14 protein-coding genes are annotated in these 19,867 nt (G+C 42.5%); 11 read left to right on the top strand and 3 right to left on the bottom strand.

Annotation, left to right across the window (positions count from 1 at the left end):
* Positions 1-382: 382 nt before the first annotated feature.
* Positions 383-2,521, bottom strand: a complete 2,139-nt coding sequence (locus B9N78_RS00330) for a methyl-accepting chemotaxis protein (protein ID WP_085096679.1) — start codon at positions 2,519-2,521, stop codon at positions 383-385.
* A gap of 111 nt (positions 2,522-2,632) precedes the next feature.
* Between B9N78_RS00330 and B9N78_RS00335 the strand changes: the two genes are divergently transcribed.
* The gene (locus B9N78_RS00335) at positions 2,633-2,989 is read left to right on the top strand and encodes a methyl-accepting chemotaxis protein (RefSeq protein WP_085096682.1); all 357 of its coding nucleotides are present in this window, start codon (positions 2,633-2,635) and stop codon (positions 2,987-2,989) included.
* A 70-nt stretch (positions 2,990-3,059) separates the two neighbouring features.
* On the opposite strand, the gene B9N78_RS00340 is transcribed toward B9N78_RS00335, so the two are convergent.
* Positions 3,060-5,090: a methyl-accepting chemotaxis protein gene (locus tag B9N78_RS00340; protein WP_085096685.1), complete on the bottom strand. Its 2,031-nt coding sequence runs from the start codon at positions 5,088-5,090 to the stop codon at positions 3,060-3,062.
* Between the two features lie 481 nt (positions 5,091-5,571).
* Here B9N78_RS00340 and B9N78_RS00345 point away from each other — a divergent pair, with 481 nt between their 5' ends.
* Positions 5,572-6,183 carry a hypothetical protein gene (locus B9N78_RS00345; protein WP_085096688.1) on the top strand — a complete coding sequence of 204 codons (612 nt, stop codon included), beginning with the start codon at positions 5,572-5,574 and terminating at the stop codon, positions 6,181-6,183.
* Positions 6,184-6,280: 97 nt separating this feature from the next.
* Here the strand turns inward: B9N78_RS00345 and B9N78_RS00350 are convergent, their stop codons facing one another.
* Positions 6,281-8,815: a sigma 54-interacting transcriptional regulator gene (locus B9N78_RS00350; protein ID WP_085096691.1), complete on the bottom strand. Its 2,535-nt coding sequence runs from the start codon at positions 8,813-8,815 to the stop codon at positions 6,281-6,283.
* A 229-nt stretch (positions 8,816-9,044) separates the two neighbouring features.
* Between B9N78_RS00350 and B9N78_RS00355 the strand changes: the two genes are divergently transcribed.
* The 9 genes from B9N78_RS00355 (at position 9,045) to B9N78_RS00390 (ending at position 19,867) form a co-directional block, all read left to right on the top strand.
* Entirely contained in the window at positions 9,045-10,724 is a 1,680-nt protein-coding gene (locus tag B9N78_RS00355) for a sensor histidine kinase (RefSeq protein WP_085096694.1), read from the top strand.
* A gap of 326 nt (positions 10,725-11,050) precedes the next feature.
* A complete protein-coding gene (locus B9N78_RS00360) occupies positions 11,051-11,479 on the top strand; it encodes a response regulator (RefSeq protein ID WP_170921340.1) in 429 nt (142 codons plus the stop codon).
* Between the two features lie 29 nt (positions 11,480-11,508).
* The gene (locus tag B9N78_RS00365) at positions 11,509-12,408 is read left to right on the top strand and encodes a response regulator (protein ID WP_085096697.1); all 900 of its coding nucleotides are present in this window, start codon (positions 11,509-11,511) and stop codon (positions 12,406-12,408) included.
* Positions 12,409-12,439: 31 nt separating this feature from the next.
* The gene (locus tag B9N78_RS00370; protein ID WP_085096700.1) at positions 12,440-14,290 is read left to right on the top strand and encodes an SLC13 family permease; all 1,851 of its coding nucleotides are present in this window, start codon (positions 12,440-12,442) and stop codon (positions 14,288-14,290) included.
* 73 nt (positions 14,291-14,363) lie between these two features.
* Entirely contained in the window at positions 14,364-14,516 is a 153-nt protein-coding gene (locus B9N78_RS18050; protein ID WP_170921341.1) for a hypothetical protein, read from the top strand.
* Between the two features lie 11 nt (positions 14,517-14,527).
* Positions 14,528-15,076: a YIP1 family protein gene (locus B9N78_RS00375; protein WP_085096703.1), complete on the top strand. Its 549-nt coding sequence runs from the start codon at positions 14,528-14,530 to the stop codon at positions 15,074-15,076.
* A 124-nt stretch (positions 15,077-15,200) separates the two neighbouring features.
* On the top strand, positions 15,201-15,584 hold the full coding sequence (locus B9N78_RS00380) for a response regulator (RefSeq protein ID WP_170921342.1): 384 nt from the start codon (positions 15,201-15,203) through the stop codon (positions 15,582-15,584).
* An 18-nt stretch (positions 15,585-15,602) separates the two neighbouring features.
* Positions 15,603-18,209 (top strand): PEP/pyruvate-binding domain-containing protein, encoded by a 2,607-nt coding sequence (locus B9N78_RS00385; protein WP_085096706.1) that lies wholly within the window; start codon positions 15,603-15,605, stop codon positions 18,207-18,209.
* The gene (locus tag B9N78_RS00390; protein ID WP_085096709.1) at positions 18,206-19,867 is read left to right on the top strand and encodes a sensor histidine kinase; all 1,662 of its coding nucleotides are present in this window, start codon (positions 18,206-18,208) and stop codon (positions 19,865-19,867) included. The genes B9N78_RS00385 and B9N78_RS00390 overlap by 4 nt, the downstream gene beginning before the upstream one ends.

Raw genomic sequence — 19,867 nt, forward strand, 5'->3', positions numbered from 1 at the left:
TAATAATATAAATAATGCTTAAATTGTATAAAAAAATATTTTAGAATTTTTTAATCAGTATCAGTATCAGTATCATTTATTGTTACTTCTTAATGTCGCTTTTAATTTTTAGTATTATTATATTTCTACTTATTATCATTGTGGGACTATTGCAATGTGTAGGTATAGATTAATTTTATTGTACATTTCCTGCTGAATCGAAAAAACATTAGTGATCAAATTAGTTTTATTTTTAGGCAATAAAATATCCTATATAACTCGAAAGTCTATTTTTTTTGAACAGTTGGCGGCTTTATCCTTCACGAATGATGAAATCTGATCATCTGATTCATCATTCGTGAAGTTGACCGCACATGGGAAAGCAGATGTTAATACCTTACGATTAATCTTCGCTATGTACCATTTCCTCAACAAGGATTTTGAGTTCTTGTGACTGCCTTACTAATTCTTCTACGGCAATAGCTGACTGGCCCATGCTTGTTGATGTTTCGCTCGAAATACTGTTTATTTCGTCTACGGCCCGGTTTATTTCTTCGCTGGTCGCAGACTGCTGCTCGGCGGCGGTGGCGATGGCTTGTACCTGATCGGTTGTTAGGTTTACCAGTGCTACTATTTCAGTGAGAGATTCTCCTGAAAGTTTGGACAGTTCTGTACTTTCTTCGATCATTTGCACGGCTTTGTCCATGCTGGTTATACTGCTGTGTGAACCTGTCTGAATGTTCTTGATGGCTTCACCTACTTCGTGAGTCGCATCCATGGTTTTTTCAGCTAGTTTGCGTACTTCATCTGCGACTACCGCAAAACCACGACCGGCATCACCGGCTCTAGCTGCTTCAATGGCTGCGTTTAAAGCCAGCAGATTGGTCTGGTCAGCAATGTCAGAAATAACATGCATAATGCTGCCGATATCATCTGTTTGCTTGCCTAAGGAAGACATATGTCCTTTTAGGTCACCAATCTGAATCTGTACGTTCTGGATGGAATTAACTGCCTTCCCGACCACCGCTGAGCCTTCCTGTGCTTTGCCACGGGCTTTGTCAGATTCTTTAGCGGCGTTGCTTGCGTTCATGGATACTTCCATCACGGTTGCATTCATTTCTTCCATGGCTGTTGCTGTTTCGCTGACACGTTCAGTCTGAAGTTTTGCTCCACGGCTGGCTTGTTCAACCTGTGCGGCAAGTTCCTCGGAGGCGGTAGTCATACGTTCCACCACTATATCCAGACGTTTTGCTGCGTCTATAATGACCTTGCGGCCGGACTCCGCTTTGCTTTTTGCTGCTTCGGCTTCGGTCATGGCTATCGTGGCCCGCTTCGACTCATGATCTGCTTCTTTACTTTTCTGTTCAGCTTCGGAAATTTTCAGTTTTAGATTGGCCACCATTTTTGACATAGCCAGCGCAAGCTGTCCTGCTTCATCTTTTTGGTGGATATCTAAAGTCTGGTTCAAGTCACCATCAGCCACTTTGGTGGCGAAAATCACACCTTTAGTCATGGGGCCTGTGATGGATTTGGTGAGCCATATCGCCACCAGAATTCCTATAAGAGCTGCAACTATAAGTCCTATAGATATTACCCATGTGGCTATTTCCAGATCGTGAGCACTTTTGCTTGCGACTTTTTGGGTTTGGCCCAGGCTAGTATCAGTAGTTGCCTGAGCAGCGACAATTATTTGGTTGGCGGCTTCTTCGCGGTTAAGGTCCAGTTGTCGGGATTTTTGCATGTTGTCGTAGAAGGAAATCATGGCATTGTGATATTTGCCAGACTCTTCTTTAATACTGTTAAGTGAATTAATGTCTACTTCCTGTGTTGTAACTTTCTTTATTTCCTCCAGTATGTTATCTATTTTAGGGAATTCTTTGATGGTTTCAGCTAGTGTTGTCAGGTCACGTTCTGCCTGTGCTTTAAAATTATTTATCTGAATATTGTTTCCGATGTTGATGACATTATTGAGAGATGTGATTTTAAAAAGTCTCAAGTTCAACTTTTCAGGAGAGGCTTGGGCTGTAATTTGTGCGGATGTTTTTATATTCTGACCTTGTAGGTATTCAGATGCACTTTTCATGAATTTTTTGGCTGATTCATCCATAATCACACGTGCTTTTTTCAATTCGTCGTGAATCTCACGGGTCGTGGTTGCCAAACTGGCGTATTGATCTACCGCAGCTGTGGCTTTTTCAACATTTTTACGAAGCTCAACCAGTTGTGGGAATTTGTCAGATAACGCCTTAGCGTCATTTAAATGAGTATTTAGTTCAGACAGTAGTTTTTGGCTTTCTGTCCAGTAGGCTTCGTCCTCAGACATAGTAAACCCGCGCATAGCATGCATAGTTAGCAGAGATGTTTTTTGCACTTCGATGGCGTTAGACATCTCCGGAATGTACATTCTAGCAAGATCGTTGCTTCCAGCACCGGCTATATTCATATTGATAATGGTTGTAACCCCGAGTACTGTCATTATGGTTAAAATTGCCGCAAATCCAAGTCCTAATTTTTTGCCTAGCTTCACATCTTTCAGGTTCATGATATAATCTCCACGTATAGTATTTAATTATTTACTCTTATCTTATAAGAGTAATATTAATATGCGATATTAACATAATAGTGTTATGAATTATACGATATATATATATTTATGAAATATTTGCTTCGTATTTATGTTTACGGTGCTATCAAAGGTATGGTCGGACATTTGCAAAATGTTGTCAGCGAGATTCAAGCCGCTGCCGACAATGTTGCTTCCGGCAGCGAAGAGCTTTCCTCTTCGGCTCAGAACATGTCCCAGGGTGCGACGGAACAACTTCAGTCAACATCGAGTTTTTTTCAGATTAACGGGGAAGTTCACAATATAAGAAGAAAAGGCTCTATGAAAGCCTTGCCCCAAGCCTCGAGAGTGAGATCTAAACCGGTCAAGAGTCTTCCGTTATCTGGGAATTCAGGATTAAGTCTGGATATGGATATGGAAGCTGATAATGATTTTGAGAAATTCTAAACGAGTCAGTTCCTAAAAAAATCACTATGGGAGCGTGCATTATATTATACACGCTCCCATGATTCAAAATCTAATTATCGTTTTTCATATTATCAATAATAGATTTTAATTTTTGTGCCTGAGCCGCAAGATCCATGACGGCCTCAGATGATTGATGCATTGCATCGCCGGTTTCAGATGCAATGTGGTTGATTTCATCTACGGCGCGATTAATTTCTTCTGAAGTTGCAGATTGTTCTTCACAAGCTGTAGCAATTCCGCGAATTTGATCTGAAGCTTGGTCATTTAGAGAAAGAATTTCAGTTAGAGAATTACCTGCATCTTCGGCCATGCCGGAAACATTATTAATTCCTTGAACAGTGTTGGCACACTGGCTGATACTTACTTTCGTTCCGTTTTGTATTTCTGAAATGGCCTTTGCGACTTCATTTGTTGCTGTAGTTGTTTTTTCTGCAAGTTTGCGTACTTCATCAGCAACCACTGCGAATCCTCGTCCTGCTTCACCCGCACGGGCAGCCTCAATGGCAGCATTTAAAGCTAACAGATTGGTTTGATCTGCTATATCAGAAATGACATCAATAATCTGACCAATTTTCTCTGCACTTATTCCGAGTTTTTCCATTTCTTTTTCCAAGATTGCAGAATAGCCAAGCACTGTACCGATTCCAGTGATCATAGTTGTGACGACATCTGATCCTTTTTTTGCTGTTTGCATGGCTTTGTTAGCCGTTTCAGAAGCTTCTCCAGAACTTTTTGCCACTTCAAGGACTGTTGCGTTCATTTCTTCCATTGCTGTCGCTGTTTCGTTGACACGCTGGCTTTGCACGTCTGTGCCCGCGGAAGATTGCTCTATTTGCGCGGATAATTCTTCTGAAGCAGCAGAGATGATTTCAACAACATCTTCAAGTTCCCGTGCGGCCTGCAGCATTCCTTCTTTTTTAGCGGTTTCAGCCTGACGACGTGCTACTTCCGCTTCTTTGGTAGCCTGTTGTGCTTTTTTAGTTTCTTCAGCTGCAAGACTTGTTTGCTTTTCGGCTTCGTTAATTTTATTTTTCAGGTTGACGACCATGGTATTAAGAGCATCGGCAAGAAGGCTTACTTCATCATTAGTTTTAATTTTAAGCACATTATTCAGATCGCCTTCAGCGACACTGGTTGCATAGTTGGTTGCTACAACAATAGGTTTGGCCATTGTTCTGGCTATTAACCACGCTATTAGGATGATAAAAGGAAGAACTATTGAAATTATTATCAGTGAAGAATTGCGCACAGCATTTTGGGATTTAATCATGGTTTCAACCGGCATTCCAATAAACCACATACCTATATTTTTACCGTTTAAATTTTTTATAGGCCAATAAGCAGTCTGATATTCAACGCCGAGAATGTTATTACGGGCGAGGAAAATTTTTCCTTCATCAATTACTGTTTGAATAACCTCAGGATTTTTAATTTTGGTTCCAACGGCTCGCTTTCCGGAGTTTATGATAGTTGTCATTTCGCGAGTGTTACCGTTGAAGACTGTTACTTCAAGGTCGGTATAGCCTTTGATGCTATCAACAAATTTTGCATCAGATAAAGAAATTCCAATTGAAATTGTGCCAATGATCTCATTGTTATTTTTAATAGGAGCGGTGGCACGTAACGTAAATACTACTTCTTTTCCTTTCACTATTCCGAAGCAGCTTTGTCCGTTTAACGCTTTGATGACAGTTTCTTGATTTGTTGCAGAATCTCCGAAATTATCTGAATGTCCACGTGCAATAACTTTTCCATTTGCATCAGTAACGGTTACGAAGTCAGACTCTGTTTCGGTCATCATTCTTTTAAGTACTTGTGATAAATTATCTTTATCTCCAGCCTTTATGGCATCAGTCAATTCTGCCTCTTGAGCGATAAGTATTGCTTTTTCAAGAAATGCTTTCGAACGGTTTTCAATGTCATGTTCAACGACTTTGTTCATAGTTGAAACACTGCGAACTGCTTCAGTGGCGAACCCCTTAGCAACGTAGTGGGTAACTGTTAAGAATATTGCTATTCCTGTTATGATTGTTGTCCCGACTGCCATCAGTACTATTTTGTCACGTATTGATAATTTCATATTACCACCTTCAGTCTTTTATGATTGGCTGTGTTTTTAGAACTGGTTTTAAGATTTAAATATTTTCCTTCTAAGATGTATCACCGTTTAGAATATAGTTCAGCAATAATTCTGATGACGCAGAACTCTATAACAGGCGCTAAGCGCAAGGGGGCGATGGAGCCTTAAAACTAGTTTAAGAGCCGGAAGTCTGAAATATTCCTGAAAAATTGTATAAAGATCAGCCCTGATTTAATTTCCGAATACATAACTTCTTTCAGAGCAGTGTTTCTAATATTTAAAAAGATGATTGCACAATTTATTGCGCAATCATCTTTTTTTGCGCGATTAAATATTATTTTTTTTAAAATAACAAGCTGTAATTAATTGTTAAATTAAATACGTTGCTATGATAGTGAAAAATAGAACATGTGGCATGGGCTATGCAAACTAAATTAAAATTAATTGATGGGGATACAACAAACAACTAGGAGGAATTATAATGAAACTCGTTTTTTCCACGCATGGCCATTCTTGTGATCTTGCGCTGCATCCAGTGTCAGAGAAAACTGTTCGCACAATCAGTCAATACGGATCTGAAGTATATTCTATGAAACCTATGGATTGGTGGCGCAAGGGTAATACTACCACATGGGGAATGCGTATCGATGATGAATGTGTAATTCAGGCTTCACTGGGGGGTAAAAAATGTGAATTTGACCGGAATTTAATTACAGCCACTCCAGTAAAGATCAGGCGCAGAATGTACTTGGACAGCAAGGCCAAGTATTTGTGCGTTCTCGGGTACGATAATGAAATGTGTAAGTTCTCATGGACATGGGATAATATAAGCGCTTTCGATCCTAGCAAGTTTGAGTTCATGGTGCATCAATGGGATAGGATTATGGGGGAAGATAATTACTTTATTCTGGATGAAGTAAGATATGATGGTGAGTTTGCCAGTCGGCATGACTGGTGTGAAGCTTCCGGTTTTACACTTGTTCCGCCGAAGGTAATAGATCTGGATGAGGTCCGGATGGAACTTTCTCAAGGATCATTAGAGCATAAGGGAGATCCGTTTCCTGCTCCTAAAATTTTAGTTGAATCACTTTAATATATAAAGACTGCTTTCTTCAAACAAAGAAATGCCGCGCGATTTTGCGCGGCATTTCTTTGTTTGAAAACTGTTAATGTACTGATTAATTAAATCGTTATTTGGCTGAGACGATGTATCTGGTAGAAGGTCCGCGGCCTTGTTTCGTGAGCATTTCCCGTCTTACAAAATCTTGCAGATCGTAAATTGCTGTGCGCGTTGGAAGATGTCCTCCTACTATGTCCTGATATTCTTTGCGGGTGACTGTTTTTTTAGTTCTGATCTTAGGCCATGCCAAGTTTTGCCGCTCGTTCAAAGGAGCTGGATCTTCAACCTGATTCTTTTCTTTGTAGTTACTATTTTCAGAAGGTTTTTCTTTCACTGTGCTGACAGTTGCGTCTACTCCTGAAAAAGTGGGCATTTCTGCATCGGAAAATGATACTTTTGATTCAATTTCACCCTCAAGTCTTATTTCTTCCGGCTGGATAATCTTTCCTTCAGCCATGACGGTTGCTCTTGTAATGCAGTTTACCAACTCGCGAACGTTGCCTGACCATTGGTAAGATATCAGTTTGCTTAATGCGCCTTTGCTTATGCCCATATCAGTACGACTTGTAAGCTGTTCGGCCTGCTTGAGATAAAAAATACTCAACAAAGGTATATTTTCAGGGTGTTCACGCAGGGCCGGTGTTGCAATTGAGACAACCTTTAATCTGTAATATAAATCTTCCCTGAAAATTTTCTGTTCAATCAGCGAAGGCAGATCAACGTTCGTTGCGGCAATTATTCTTACGTTGAAATCGAGTTCTTTGTCGCTGCCGAGCGGCTTGATTTTTCTTGATGCAATAGCTCTAAGCAGGGACTGCTGAACTTTCGGTGAGGCTGATTGAATTTCATCCAGAAACAATGTTCCTTCATTCGCTTCATTAAAGGCCCCGCTGCGGTCCGTCTTCGCGTCTGAAAACGCTCCTTTAACGTGCCCGAATAATACGTCCAATAAAAGATTTTCATCAAGTGCGCCGCAGTTGATAGAAATAAAGGGCATTTTTTTGCGGTTGCTTTGATTATGAATTGCCTCTGCTACGAGTTGTTTACCTGTTCCTGTTTCACCGGAAATGAGAACATCAACATCAACGTGAGCGGCTTTTAATATATCTGACTTAAGACGCGAAATTATTGGTCCATGACCAATAATTTCAGGCATGATGCTCAGTTCTACGTCCACCAGAGTATCCAGTTCCCGTTTAAGGTCTGCCGGTTCACGCTTGTTTACATTGAAAATGGCTTCGTCTTTTGCCTGCAACTCAGTAACTTGCTGTTTAACTCGCCGGATGATGTTATTAATAGATCGTTGCAGCATCTCCACATCAAATCCGCAGTACGGGAGATTAATTTCTTCCAAGGTTTCCAGTGAACTAAGTTCGTTCATTTTAGTAGCCAGCTTGAGAACCGGGGTTGTCAGTATCCGTCCGATGCAGAAGATAAGGATTGATATGATCGCAATTGAAACTATTGTGACCATGAGCATTATATCAAAATGCTTATATCCCGCGATGATTGGAAGCTGGCTTCGATCTATAAAAACAACGCCGCCGTAAATCACAGGCGACGTGTTACTTGCAGTTTTAAATTTTACAGGAGCGTAGGAAAAGTAGAATGATTTAACGTTTGAATTGGCATTATTTTTTTCGGCAATTTGGAACAGACCGTTTTCATTGTTTTTGATTTTTTCGAGTGCTTGCCAGAATATTGCGTGATTTTTATTTGGCCTGAATGCAGAGGCTTGCCCTTGTTTGCCAAGTGTTCCTTCAAAGTTTTCTCTGGCAAGAAATGTGGTGAGTTCTTTATCTTTTTCAGCAGTCGAAGCAGACTGAAAAAGAATCCAGCCTTCAGTATTTAAAAGGTAACTGAAGCGCAGTTCCTGGCTTCTGGGAAACGCCCACAAGGGGGATTGTTCCGAGTTATAAAGTGAAAGAATATTACGAATCTGAGAAGCTTCTACTGAAAGAAATAAAATTCCTGGAGGGTTAGCATTGTCACCGGGAAAATATGTGTAAAAACGGATAACATGAGTGCGGACATGCATGTTCGAAGCCTTGGCATCCGGCAAAGGATATACCACTTCCATCACTTGCGAAGGCTGAACTTCTCCTTGTTTCAGGGAATTGATTTTACCTAGTTCTAAAAGAGGGTTTGGCTGTATCTGGGATAATTCAGTTAAGCCCATTTCATTAACTATACCGTTTTTCTGCACAAGGACGACAGGCTGTCCTCCTGAGGCGGGGAGATAAGCAAGCTCAAAATAGTTGTTACCGCCAGCCCGCATGTGTCTTTTCATCATATCCCGCAAGGATTTTGGCTGCATATCGCCTTGCGCAATGAAAAGCAGATCTGTTTTGCATCTTTCCATGTATTGCTCGACTTCATGAACAATGCCTAAAGTGTGAACTTTGACTGTTCGAGTCAGGGCAATGTGAATATACTCATCAGCAACACGATAAGATGTATATCCCGCGAATAGAAGAATTGCTAGAATGGAGGGAAGGAGAGTGAGCAATAACTTGCCCCTGAGCCCTAGTTTCCTAGATATTTTGCTTGTGATGTTTCGCAAGCCTTCCTTCTTGGAATTTTTATCTGAAAAGGATTCAGCCATGCCGCTCTCCTAGAGTTCTGATCATTTTACGGTAGATAGTTCAAAATTTCACTATCTTTTGCGATATGTCTCTTTACTTTATTTTGTCAATAACTTTTTGGCATAAGCCTTGCTTAATATGTCTATTATGCGTGTGGTGTAAGCATGTTTTTTATTTGATAATATAGTACCTTGTAATTTTTTGGTAGTAATAAAAAAATACGGCAATTTCGTGCAAAAGGACAAAGTAATGAAAAAACTGATTGACTGCAGAGTTCATAAGCTCCTTCTCATTTCCATGATTGTTGTTCCGGCAATACCACTTCTTCTGGCGATGTTTATCGGATATTATTCATACTCAAAAACAACGGAAAAGCTGGTTGTAAGTGCTATTCGACAATCTGCGATAGATCACCGGGATATAATTTCGGCATTCCTGAAAGAACGGCAGACTGATCTGCAGTCATATCTGAATTTAATCCCTGCTGATCATTTGCAATGGGGAATGGATCATGGCGACATCGCTTTGATGTTTAAAAATGCAGGAGGTGTCTTTCAGGATTTAGGTTTGATTGCCCCTGATGGGGTACAGATCTCATATTCAGGAGCATATGAATTGACTGAAAAAAACTATCTTGATGCACCTTGGTATCAAGATACAATAAAAAACGGTTATCATGTAAGCGATGTTTTTTTGGGATACCGCAACGTTCCGCATTTTGTTGTTGCGGTTACGCGGATTATCGATGGGAAGCCGTGGGTGCTGCGCGGTACGATTAATTCGGATATTTTTAGAAAGCTTGTTGATGGCGTAAAGCTTGGAGATACCGGTGAGGCATATATTGTCAGTCAGGACGGTAAGTTTCAGACTGCGCGCAGATCCGGCGGCGGACTTCTCGAGAATGATTTATTTAATTATCCTTATCAGAAAAAAAATATAATTACGTTTCTTGGAAATGATGACGGGGTTGACTATTTGCTTGCGTCCGCCCTCATGAATGACGGCAAGTGGCGGCTTATTGTGCGGCAAAAGAGAGCAGATGCTTTCCGGTCAACAAATATTGCAGGATATACAATTCTTCTTGTTCTGCTTTGCGGCGGGGCTGTGATTGTTGTTCTGGCTCTTTTTACCAGCCGTAAAATTTATGAAACTCTTGAGCGGCAGGCTGAAGCTGTCTGTACTTTAGAAAATCAGCTTATGCGTGCTGCAAGGCTTGCAGAGCTCGGTGAAATGTCGGCAGGATTTGCGCATGAAATAAATAACCCGCTTCAGATAATGAAGAGCGATCTGGCATTATTGGAATTGGTTCTTGAGGATGCATTACCAAGTAACTGTGAACCTGCAGTACGTGATGAGGTTAAGGATATTTCGGATCAGCTAAAATTGCAGATAGACCGTTGCGCCGGCATAACACGTGAAATCTTAAATTTCGGACGGAGCAGTAAGCCGGAATTACAGAAGATTGATCTTTCCGTTTATTTACCGGGAGTGGGGGCCATGGTTGAAAAGAAAGCCACCGTTCATGGAGTAGAAATGGGGTGCGAAATCAGTCCTGAAACCCCTCAGATTGAGGCTGACCCCAGACAATTACAACAGGTAATGGTTAATCTGCTGAACAATGCAATTTATGCAGTGATTGACCGTCATGGTTCTGAAGGCGGAAAAGTAAAGGTTGATGCTACTCTCGGTGCTGACGGAAGTGCTGTAATAAAAGTTGCTGATAACGGAACGGGCATAAGTCCTGACAATCTGACTAAAATTTTTGTTCCTTTCTTTTCAACAAAAGCACCGGGGCAGGGGACTGGGCTTGGTCTGTCTGTCTGCCATACAATAATAAGCACGCTTGGCGGCGACCTTGCTGTTGAAAGTGTTAAGAATGAAGGTACTGTTTTTACTATTACTCTACCCGGACTTAAAACTAATTCTTAACTCTAAACAGTTCGTATAAATATTTATGAGTTTAAAGTTCATAAACTTACGCTGATTACAATATTGATTCTTTTGAAAATCCTTCTTGATCCGCACACGCGTGCTGAGCAAGAAGGATTTTTTTGCTCTATTAATAAATCACGCAATAGTGTTTTGCGTGATTTAACCTTTTTATTACATATAGTTACGCTTGGCACGCGGGTTGCAAAAGGGATCGTAAGAAATTTGTAAAAACAAGTTGGGAAAAGGCACGGAGAAGTCACAAGCAACCAGATTAAGGTGTTTGGCTTCACCTTAAAAGAAGTCAGACACAATGCGAGACAGCTATGGAACAGATGAAAATCATGCTTGTAGATGACGAAGAGCGTCTGCTCAGCACAACAAAAAAACTTTTCGAGAAGATGGGGATTGATGTTGTTACATCAACGTCCGGAAAAGATGCCCTGGAACTGCTCAAGATTGAAAAAGTAAAAGTGATTTTTCTCGATATTAAAATGCCCGGAATGGACGGCATGGAGACTTTGCAACGTATCAAGAAAGATTACCCGCTTATTGAAGTGATCATTCTAACGGGGCACGCAACTATGGAGTCTGCAGTGGAAGGTCTGAAGCTCGGTGCGATGGATTTTCTAGTTAAACCTGTAAGCATGAAGGACATTCTCGGGAAGGTTGAGGAGGCTTTTGAAAAAGTTTCACGACACAAGCAAAAAATTCTTTCCGCTAAGATGGCTGATGCAGCCGAAGGTAGAAAGTAAGAATTGATTGAACTTCAAGGAGGTTGATAATGAGTAAAATTACGGTCCTCATGGTCGACGATGAGGAACGCTTCCGCACCACGACAGCTAAGATACTGTCTCGCAAAGGATTTGAGACAATCCTTGCTGCTAGTGGCGAAGAAGCCTTGGAAAAACTTGGGGAAAATCCGGATGTGGTCATTCTGGATGTTAAAATGAGCGGGATGGACGGGCATCAGACATTGGAACGGATCAAGGCAATTGTGCCGGATCTTCCTATTATCATGCTCACAGGTCATGGGGACCTTTCCGGAGCTATGAAAGCTCATAAAACAGGCGCGTTCGATTTTCTTGCAAAGCCATGTGACATCGATCTGCTGGCTGATAAGATTCAGGACGCTTACGCTTCTGCATCTAAAAAGCCTTATCGTGAAAAATTGGCAGGGGAGGTAATGATTCCTCTGGATGATTATACCATGATTTCTGTTGACAGCACCGTGTCTGACGCCATTGCAGCCTTGAAAAAAGCCATGAGTGAATTTGTGGCCACTAACAAGCTGATGGATACAGGGCATCGTTCGGTTGTTGTTACCAATCCTGACGGTAGCGTTGCAGGCATACTTAATCCTTTGAATCTTATCAATGCAATCAGGCCGGCTTATCTGACGGCTCCTAAACCTTCAATGGCGGACAGTCTTCAATATTCAGCCATGTTCTGGGAAGGGCTTTTCACTTCCCGCGTAAAAGAAATCATGAACAAACCTGTGCATGAACTGATGTCTGAAACTCTTCCGGTCATCAGTTTTGATGCAAACCTCATGGATGTTGCCAACAACATGGTGACTATTCCTGCAAGGCGCATGGTTGTTCAGAAAGACGGCAGGGACATCGGCATCGTCCGGGAACAGGAACTCTTTTATGAGATCGCCCGGATAATTTCATCGAGCTAATAATACTGAAGTTCAGCGATAGAGGTGAAACATGGCTCAAGAAAAAAAGAAAGCGACCGGGTATGACAAGTATGTCAACTGGAAGCTGTTAATAATCCCGGTAGTATTATTTTGTATCGTCATTATGCTTCCTACTTCTTCAGGAATGAAGAAGGTCGGTATGCAGTATTCGGTAGGCCCCAAGGCTGTCACTAATTATATCTGTGAGCAGTTGTTTAACAAAAAAAGTTCTAATGTTGAGCAGTGGCAGAAGCTGACCGCTCAAATGATGGAACAAAGCATGCGCATGGGAGCCTTATCAAAGGCCAGATTTATGAAGCGTGATGCTAAGTGGTTGAAGCAGTATAAAATCCCCGGTGATTCCGCCAACCTTAAAAAAGCACTTGAATACGTAAATACCAATTTTACTGATGCTGCTTTCCTGACAGTGATGAAAGGTGCGTTCGATCAAAGGAATAAGAATCTTTCGTACGCAGATCTTTCGTCATCTGATCAGAAGAGTGCTGACACAGGCGCATGGAAGATTAAAGTTTCCATCGCGATGGTCATCTTTGTGGTCTTCTGTTTTATGACAGAATGTATGCCGCTTCCAGGTGTTGCTTTCTGTATAGGACTGATTCTTGTTTTCACAGGAGTTGTTTCCCGAAGTGAAGTGGCAGGACTTTATTGGGATGATGCCTGCTGGTTTATTATGGGTTCGCTCATGTTCGCAGCTGCTTTCGTCAAAACGGGAGTGGATAAGAGAATGTGCCTGATCATGTTCAGGAAACTGGCTGTGCCGAATGTCCGCTGGATTACGATGATTTTCTTCCTTGTAATCAGCCCGCTTGCGGCATTTATTTCTGACCATGCGCTTGCAGCAATGTTTCTGCCTATCGGTATGTTGCTTTATCAGAACAGCCTTACTGACGAAATTCCTGAAGACAAGGAATTAGCAAAGATGCTGATGATAACGATTGCCATGGCATGTAACATCGGCGGTCCTGGCGCACCTTCGGGCGGCGCACGAAACGTTATCATGATGACCTATCTTACCGACATGTTCGGCATGGATATCGGTTACGCTCAGTGGATTATGTACTGTATGCCTTTCGTTATAGTCATGATTCCTTTCACTTGGATTGTAACCAATATGGTTTTCAAGCCGAAAATCAGGTCGCTTGCTCCTGCTATGCGCCATCTTGAAGGCGAAATAGTCAAGATGGGTAAGTGGAACAAGCATCAGATCTGGGCCATGATTATCTTCGTAGTTATGGTTTTCGGATGGTTCACTGAAAAGGAATTCTACAATCTCGGTATCTATCCTATCCGCCTTGGTATCGGTGTAATAGCAGTTGCCGGAGCTGTAGCTTATCTGCTGGCCGGTGTTGTTAACTGGCGTGATTATCAGGAGAAGGTCGACTGGGGTGTAGTCTGGTTATATGCCGGTGCAATTATCTTCGGACGCACCTTGGATAAGACCGGCGCGGCATATTGGCTTGCTCAGTCCGTAATCGACATGCTTGCTCCGCTCGGTATGGACAAGGGTATTCCGCTGATGCTGACATCTAACGGTTTGACAGCTGTATTAACAAACTTAATGGCTGACGGTCCTGCCGCAGCAGCAGTCGGTCCAATCACATTGAATATGGCAAGTATTGTCCATCCCGGAACCACGTTCCTACCGTTCATGGCAATGGCAACAGCAGTAGCTTCATCGTTCGCATATTGTCTCATTATAGGAACTCCTCCTAACGCAATTGTTTACGCTTCCGGTTATTTGGAGCCTAAGGATTACTTGAGAGTCGGTGTGCCGATGTGGTTTATTGCCAACATTATGATAGTCCTTCTTACCTCATTGTACTGGTGTAATATCGGTTTCGGAAGTCTGCCCGGATTTTAAATAGGGTAAAATAAATTATTCCCGGCGGTCGGATGGAAAGTCCGACCGCCGGGCTATAAAGGGGAGAAACTTCATGGAAAGTAACGAAAAAAAAGAAAGTCTCTTTGTGTTTGAAAATGGAACTACATATTTTTCAAAGAGAACTGAAAGACGCATCCTTTTTATAATGACGCTTATCATGCTCGGTTGGGGCATGGTTGAAGGTTTAAATAGATTTTTAGGCTAGGAGGGAAGGTCATGGAAGCTACATGCGCGCATGCTGAAAAGATGGGAGTCAGAGAGTACATGGATACTCTGTTCGCGATTATGCGTTCCCCTGTTAAATATTTTGAAAGTGTTGCAGATGAGAGCGGATCTAGACGCGCGCTCTTCTTTTTAATGATTTCAGGAATTTTTTATTGCTCTGTGAGCATGACATATTTCTTTGAAAATTCTCTTATTATGGGCGTGATTATGATGATTAACGCCATTTTTATGCCTGCGCTCGCAGCTGCTTTCACCTTTTGCATTATCAGCATGTCGACATGTAGCAGAGTGCCATACGGTAAAGTTTTTAATGTCTATGCTTATGCCGGGGGGGCTCTCATGGTCATTTCATGGATCCCCGGACTGGCGATGGTTATGGAACCTGTTCGCGCCGTGCTTGTCGGAATCGGTCTGGTGAAAGCATGCGGACTTGGAAAAATGCAAGCGGCTCTTTTAGTCCTACTGACAGCCGTTTTGCTTTTGATATTTTTTTGGACGGCTGCTCCGGTTATTTTAGAACTGCGTTCAGCTTTTTTGTAGAATTATAACTGATAAATATTTTGATCTCACCGCAACATGACCTGCACTACCCCCTCACCCGCCAGGACCGGGGGCAAAGAGTCCCCGGTCCAACTGGTAAGAAAGGTAATAAAGGAGTCAGGAAGTGAAAAAAATTAGATTACTGCTGGTAGATGACGAAAACGATTTCCTCAACGCCTATGTACGGAGACTGGTTCGTCGTAATGTTGATGTAAGTGTGGCGTGCAGCGGGCGGGATGCGGTTGAAGCGATTAAAGCCGCAGACTTTGATGTTGTTGTTTTAGACGTAATGATGCCCGGGATGAGCGGCATTGAAACTCTCAGACAGATTAAGGCTTATTCGCCAGCTCTTCCAGTCATCATCTTAACAGGGCACGCGAAATCTGAAGCTCTTGTCGAAGGTATGGATTGCGGGGCTTTTGATTATCTGCTGAAGCCTGTCGGGACCGAGGACTTGTATTACAAAATGCTGGATGCTGTCCGGTCCCGGACACTTGATCTCGTTTGATCTGCCGGAGATATCATTATGCGCTCTATTTTTGAGGTTATATCAAGAGTTGTAAGAAATCCTTCAAATGGGAAGGATGATGGATCAAAGCATTTCATTGCGCGCTGTGAAAATTTCAGGCTTCTGCTTGCCGCAAACAGCAAGGCTCTGGAAATTATGGCGGAGATGACCGAAGAAGCCGATTCCAGCGGCCTGTTCGGGATGTCACATGTCAAATCACAAAGCCTTAAGGCTTCAGCAAATGTCCGCCAGATGGTCGAACGTCTATGCCGCATGAACCCAGGTAAATATGACATCTTAAAAGATATTTTTAATAATATTGTTATGAAGATGGATAAAGCCTCTGATTGCCGCGCAGGTCAGGCCCAGGGGCCGTTGATTTTAACTATGGATGAAATCAATGCGGATTCAATTTCAGAAACAGGATCTAAAATGGCTATGCTCGGAGAAATCAGCTCCAAGCTGGGTATAAGAGTTCCTGAAGGGTTTTCCATAACAGCGTCCGCCTTTTCGTTTTTTATGGAGAATTCCGGTCTGGATGACGAGATAGACCGTCTAATCCAGATAGCTGACGGTAACGATTTGAATGACCTTTATACTCTGGAAGAAAACATAAAGCATGCAATAGATCTTGCGGCTATGCCGCCAGAACTTGAAGAAGCTATTGATTCTTCAAGTTCTAATTTTTCAGAAGGCCGACACGATTTCCGGCTGGCAGTTCGCAGCAGCGCGCTGGGTGAAGATTCCGGAGAGGCTAGTTTTGCGGGGCAATTTCTTTCTGTCCTTGGAGTTTATCCCGAAAATATAACAGATTCATATCGCTCTGTTATTGCAAGCATGTATTCGGCAACCGCAATGACTTATCTGCTCAATAAAGGTCTTCGTGAAGATGAGCTTGTTATGTGTGTAGGGTGCCTTGAAATGATTGATGCCGTAGCCGGCGGCGTCATATATACTCGCGATCCCATGGGAATACATGAGAATGTTTTGATAATAAGCGGAGTTCCGGGGCACCCCAGTTCAATTGTTGACGGAAGTGCGCTTGCGGATACGTGGATTATGGACCGGACAGATCTTACTATCCGTGATGTTTTTATTGCAGATAAAGAATGGCAAAGCCTGAGTTCAGCAAAAGGTGAACTCACTAAAGTTAAAATGTCTGAATGTGGTCGCATAGCTCCTTCAATCTCATATTCAATAATTATTGAACTGACTGAAATAGCTTTGCGTATTGATGATCATTTCAATTGTCCGCAAGATATTGAATGGGTTAAATCGAAAGACGGTCGTATTTATATACTTCAATGCCGTCCATTGTCAGTTGCCGAATCACTGGCCCAAGTCAGCCGCATTTCTGAAGAGGATGAACATGAATCTCTTGCAATTTTGAGCGATTGCATTCCGGCCAGTCATGGTTTTGCATGCGGTGAAGTTGTCATGGTCGAAACAGATGAAGACATGTTGAATTTTCCTGACGGCGCGATTTTACTTACTCATAATGCCAAACCCCGCCTTGCAGCATTGCTGCCTAGAGCTTCTGCGCTGATTTCAGAACACGGCAGTGCCACCGGACACCTTGCGAATGTTGCCAGAGAATTCAGAATTCCGGCTTTTATAGGCATTGCGGGTGTGGTGGATAAGTTGGCCGGAGCCGGAGTTGTTACCGTAAATACCGCTACCGGCAAAATTTATCGGGGTTGTATCGAAGATAAGCGCACGGCTCAAGATCACAAGCCGATTCCGGCGCAGAATAATTCTGTAGTTACTGCATTACGTAATATTCTGCCATTCATAGTTCCGCTATCGTTAACGGACCCGGATTCACCTGAATTTGCTCCTGAAAATTGTGTATCACTGCACGATATTACCAGATTTTGTCATGAAAAGGCTGTGGCTGAGATGTTCCGTGACAACGTTGCCCCTGCGGCAAATGCCAAGAGGTTGAAGGATGAAAACCTGCTTCAGTACTGGTTGATAGATCTTGGAGGCGGAACCTCTTCTTCAGCAGATGATAAATATATAAATTTGTCCGACATCCGCTCAAATGCCATGAAAGCGTTATGGATCGGTATGACTCACATCAAGTGGGACGGTCCTCCCCCTGTTCAAATTTCCGGGTTGATGTCGGTTATCGCCGAAGCGGCCTGTAATCCTGCTCTGGCTCCGGGAATGTCGAATAATATGGGTGATCGCAACTATTTTATCATTTCCAGAAATTACTGCAACCTTCAGTCCCGGTTCGGTTTTCATTTTTGTACGGTTGAAGGGTACGCAGGGGAAGATCCTGATGAAAATTATGCATTTTTCCAATTTACCGGAGGTGGAGCGGACAAATCGCGTCGCATGATTCGTTCATGGCTTATTGCCGGAATTCTTGAAAAGTATGGATTTATTGTTGATGTGAAGGAAGACTCTCTTTTTGCCAGAATTGAAGGAGTTGCGGAAGAAGTTGTCGAGCGGGCTCTCGCCGTTGCCGGATACCTGCTTGTCCACACCAGACAGATTGATATGGTTATGTCTGATCCCGAGGCTTACCGGAACTATCAGGTAAAATTCGAGCAGGATATAAAAGCTGTCTTATCAAGTTATAGCATCCTTTCTTCAGAGTATAGGAGAGCTCTATGACGACTACTTCCTACACGAAGCTCAGATGGAAGCTGATTGCAATAACTTTATGCTTCTCTCTTATACCTCTTTTTGTGCTTGGTTACGTTATTCATGACCAGTTCAGTAAATCTTATGAAGAAAAACTGACCAGTAATTTGATGCTGGTTGTGAATAATAAGCGGGACACAATTGACATGTTTTTAACTGAACGTGTCGTGCAATTGCAGAATCTTGCCAATACGCACACGCTCGCGCAGATGACGGACCAAGCGTATCTTAATTCTCTCTTTGATATAATTCATAATACATCACGGTCTTTTATCGATCTCGGCGTTATCGGTCCTGACGGGAATCATGAGGCTTACAGCGGTCCTTTTGATCTTAGAGATGTAAATTACAAAGATGAAGCATGGTTTAATCAGGTTATGCTCAAAGGACTTTATATAAGTGATGTTTTTATGGGGTTCAGGAATTTTCCGCATTTCATTATTGCTGTGAAAAGAAGAGAAGCCGGTAAAACATGGATACTAAGGGCTACTATTGATTCCGATGTCTTTAAAGCTCTTGTCAGAAACGTTCGCAGCGGTAAACTGGGTGATGCTTATCTGGTCAATCGTAATTGGGATCTTCAAACACCATCACGGTTCGGGGGTAAGGTTTTATCCCGTGCGCGACTTCCTGAATATTCCGATGTTAAAACTGTGAATATTTGCGAATGGACTGAAAACGGAACAACGCATGTTGCAGGCATAACCTCTTTGTCACTTACAGATTGGAAACTTGTTGTCACTGAAAGTCCCGGTGAAGAGCTGTCTCCGCTGCTGAGAGCTCAATCAATGGTATATATTCTGTTTCTGATTTGTGCATGCATGATTTTTGCGGGTACATATCTGACGATTGGTTCTGTTGTCGGAAAATTAAAGGCGGCGAATGATGAACGTGCTGCCATGGATGCGACTGTTATGCAATCGAGCAAAATGGCCTCTCTCGGCAAAATGGCTGCCGGTGTAGCTCATGAAATAAACAATCCTTTGTCCATAATAAGAGAAAGTGCCGGATGGATTCGTGATCTTATCAATGACGGAGAATTGGACGGATTCGAACTTTTGGACGATCTGAATGAAGCTGTCAGTGATATTGACAGACATGTTGAAAGAGCTCGCACTGTTACCCACAGAATGCTTGGGTTCGCCCGCAGAATGGAACCTGTTCAGGAAGATGTCGACCTTAATATTCTAGCTAAACAGACAGTTACCTTTCTGGAAAATGAAATCAAACATCGTAGTATTGACGTCGTTTTCGATCTTGACCCAGCGCTTCCGCTGATAACAACAGATTCGAATCAGGTGCAGCAGATAATTCTTAACCTGTTGGAAAATGCAATTGATGCTGTCGGCGAGAATGGGCGTATCACACTGGAAAGCCGTGTGGAAGGATCATTCATTGCTATGGGAGTTCAGGATACGGGGACCGGCATTCCTCCGGATCAGCTTTCCAAGGTGTTTGATCCTTTCTTTACAACAAAACCGGCAGGAGAGGGCACAGGATTGGGCTTATCTATCATATACAGCGCACTGAATAAACTTGGTGGTAAAATCACAGTGCAAAGTGAACATGGGCAGGGAGCTGTATTTACTTTTTTTCTACCGCTATCAGGTGCTGTCAGCGATAGCTAG

The organism is Desulfovibrio gilichinskyi (genome assembly GCF_900177375.1).
Taxonomy (GTDB): Bacteria; Desulfobacterota; Desulfovibrionia; order Desulfovibrionales; family Desulfovibrionaceae; genus Maridesulfovibrio; species Maridesulfovibrio gilichinskyi.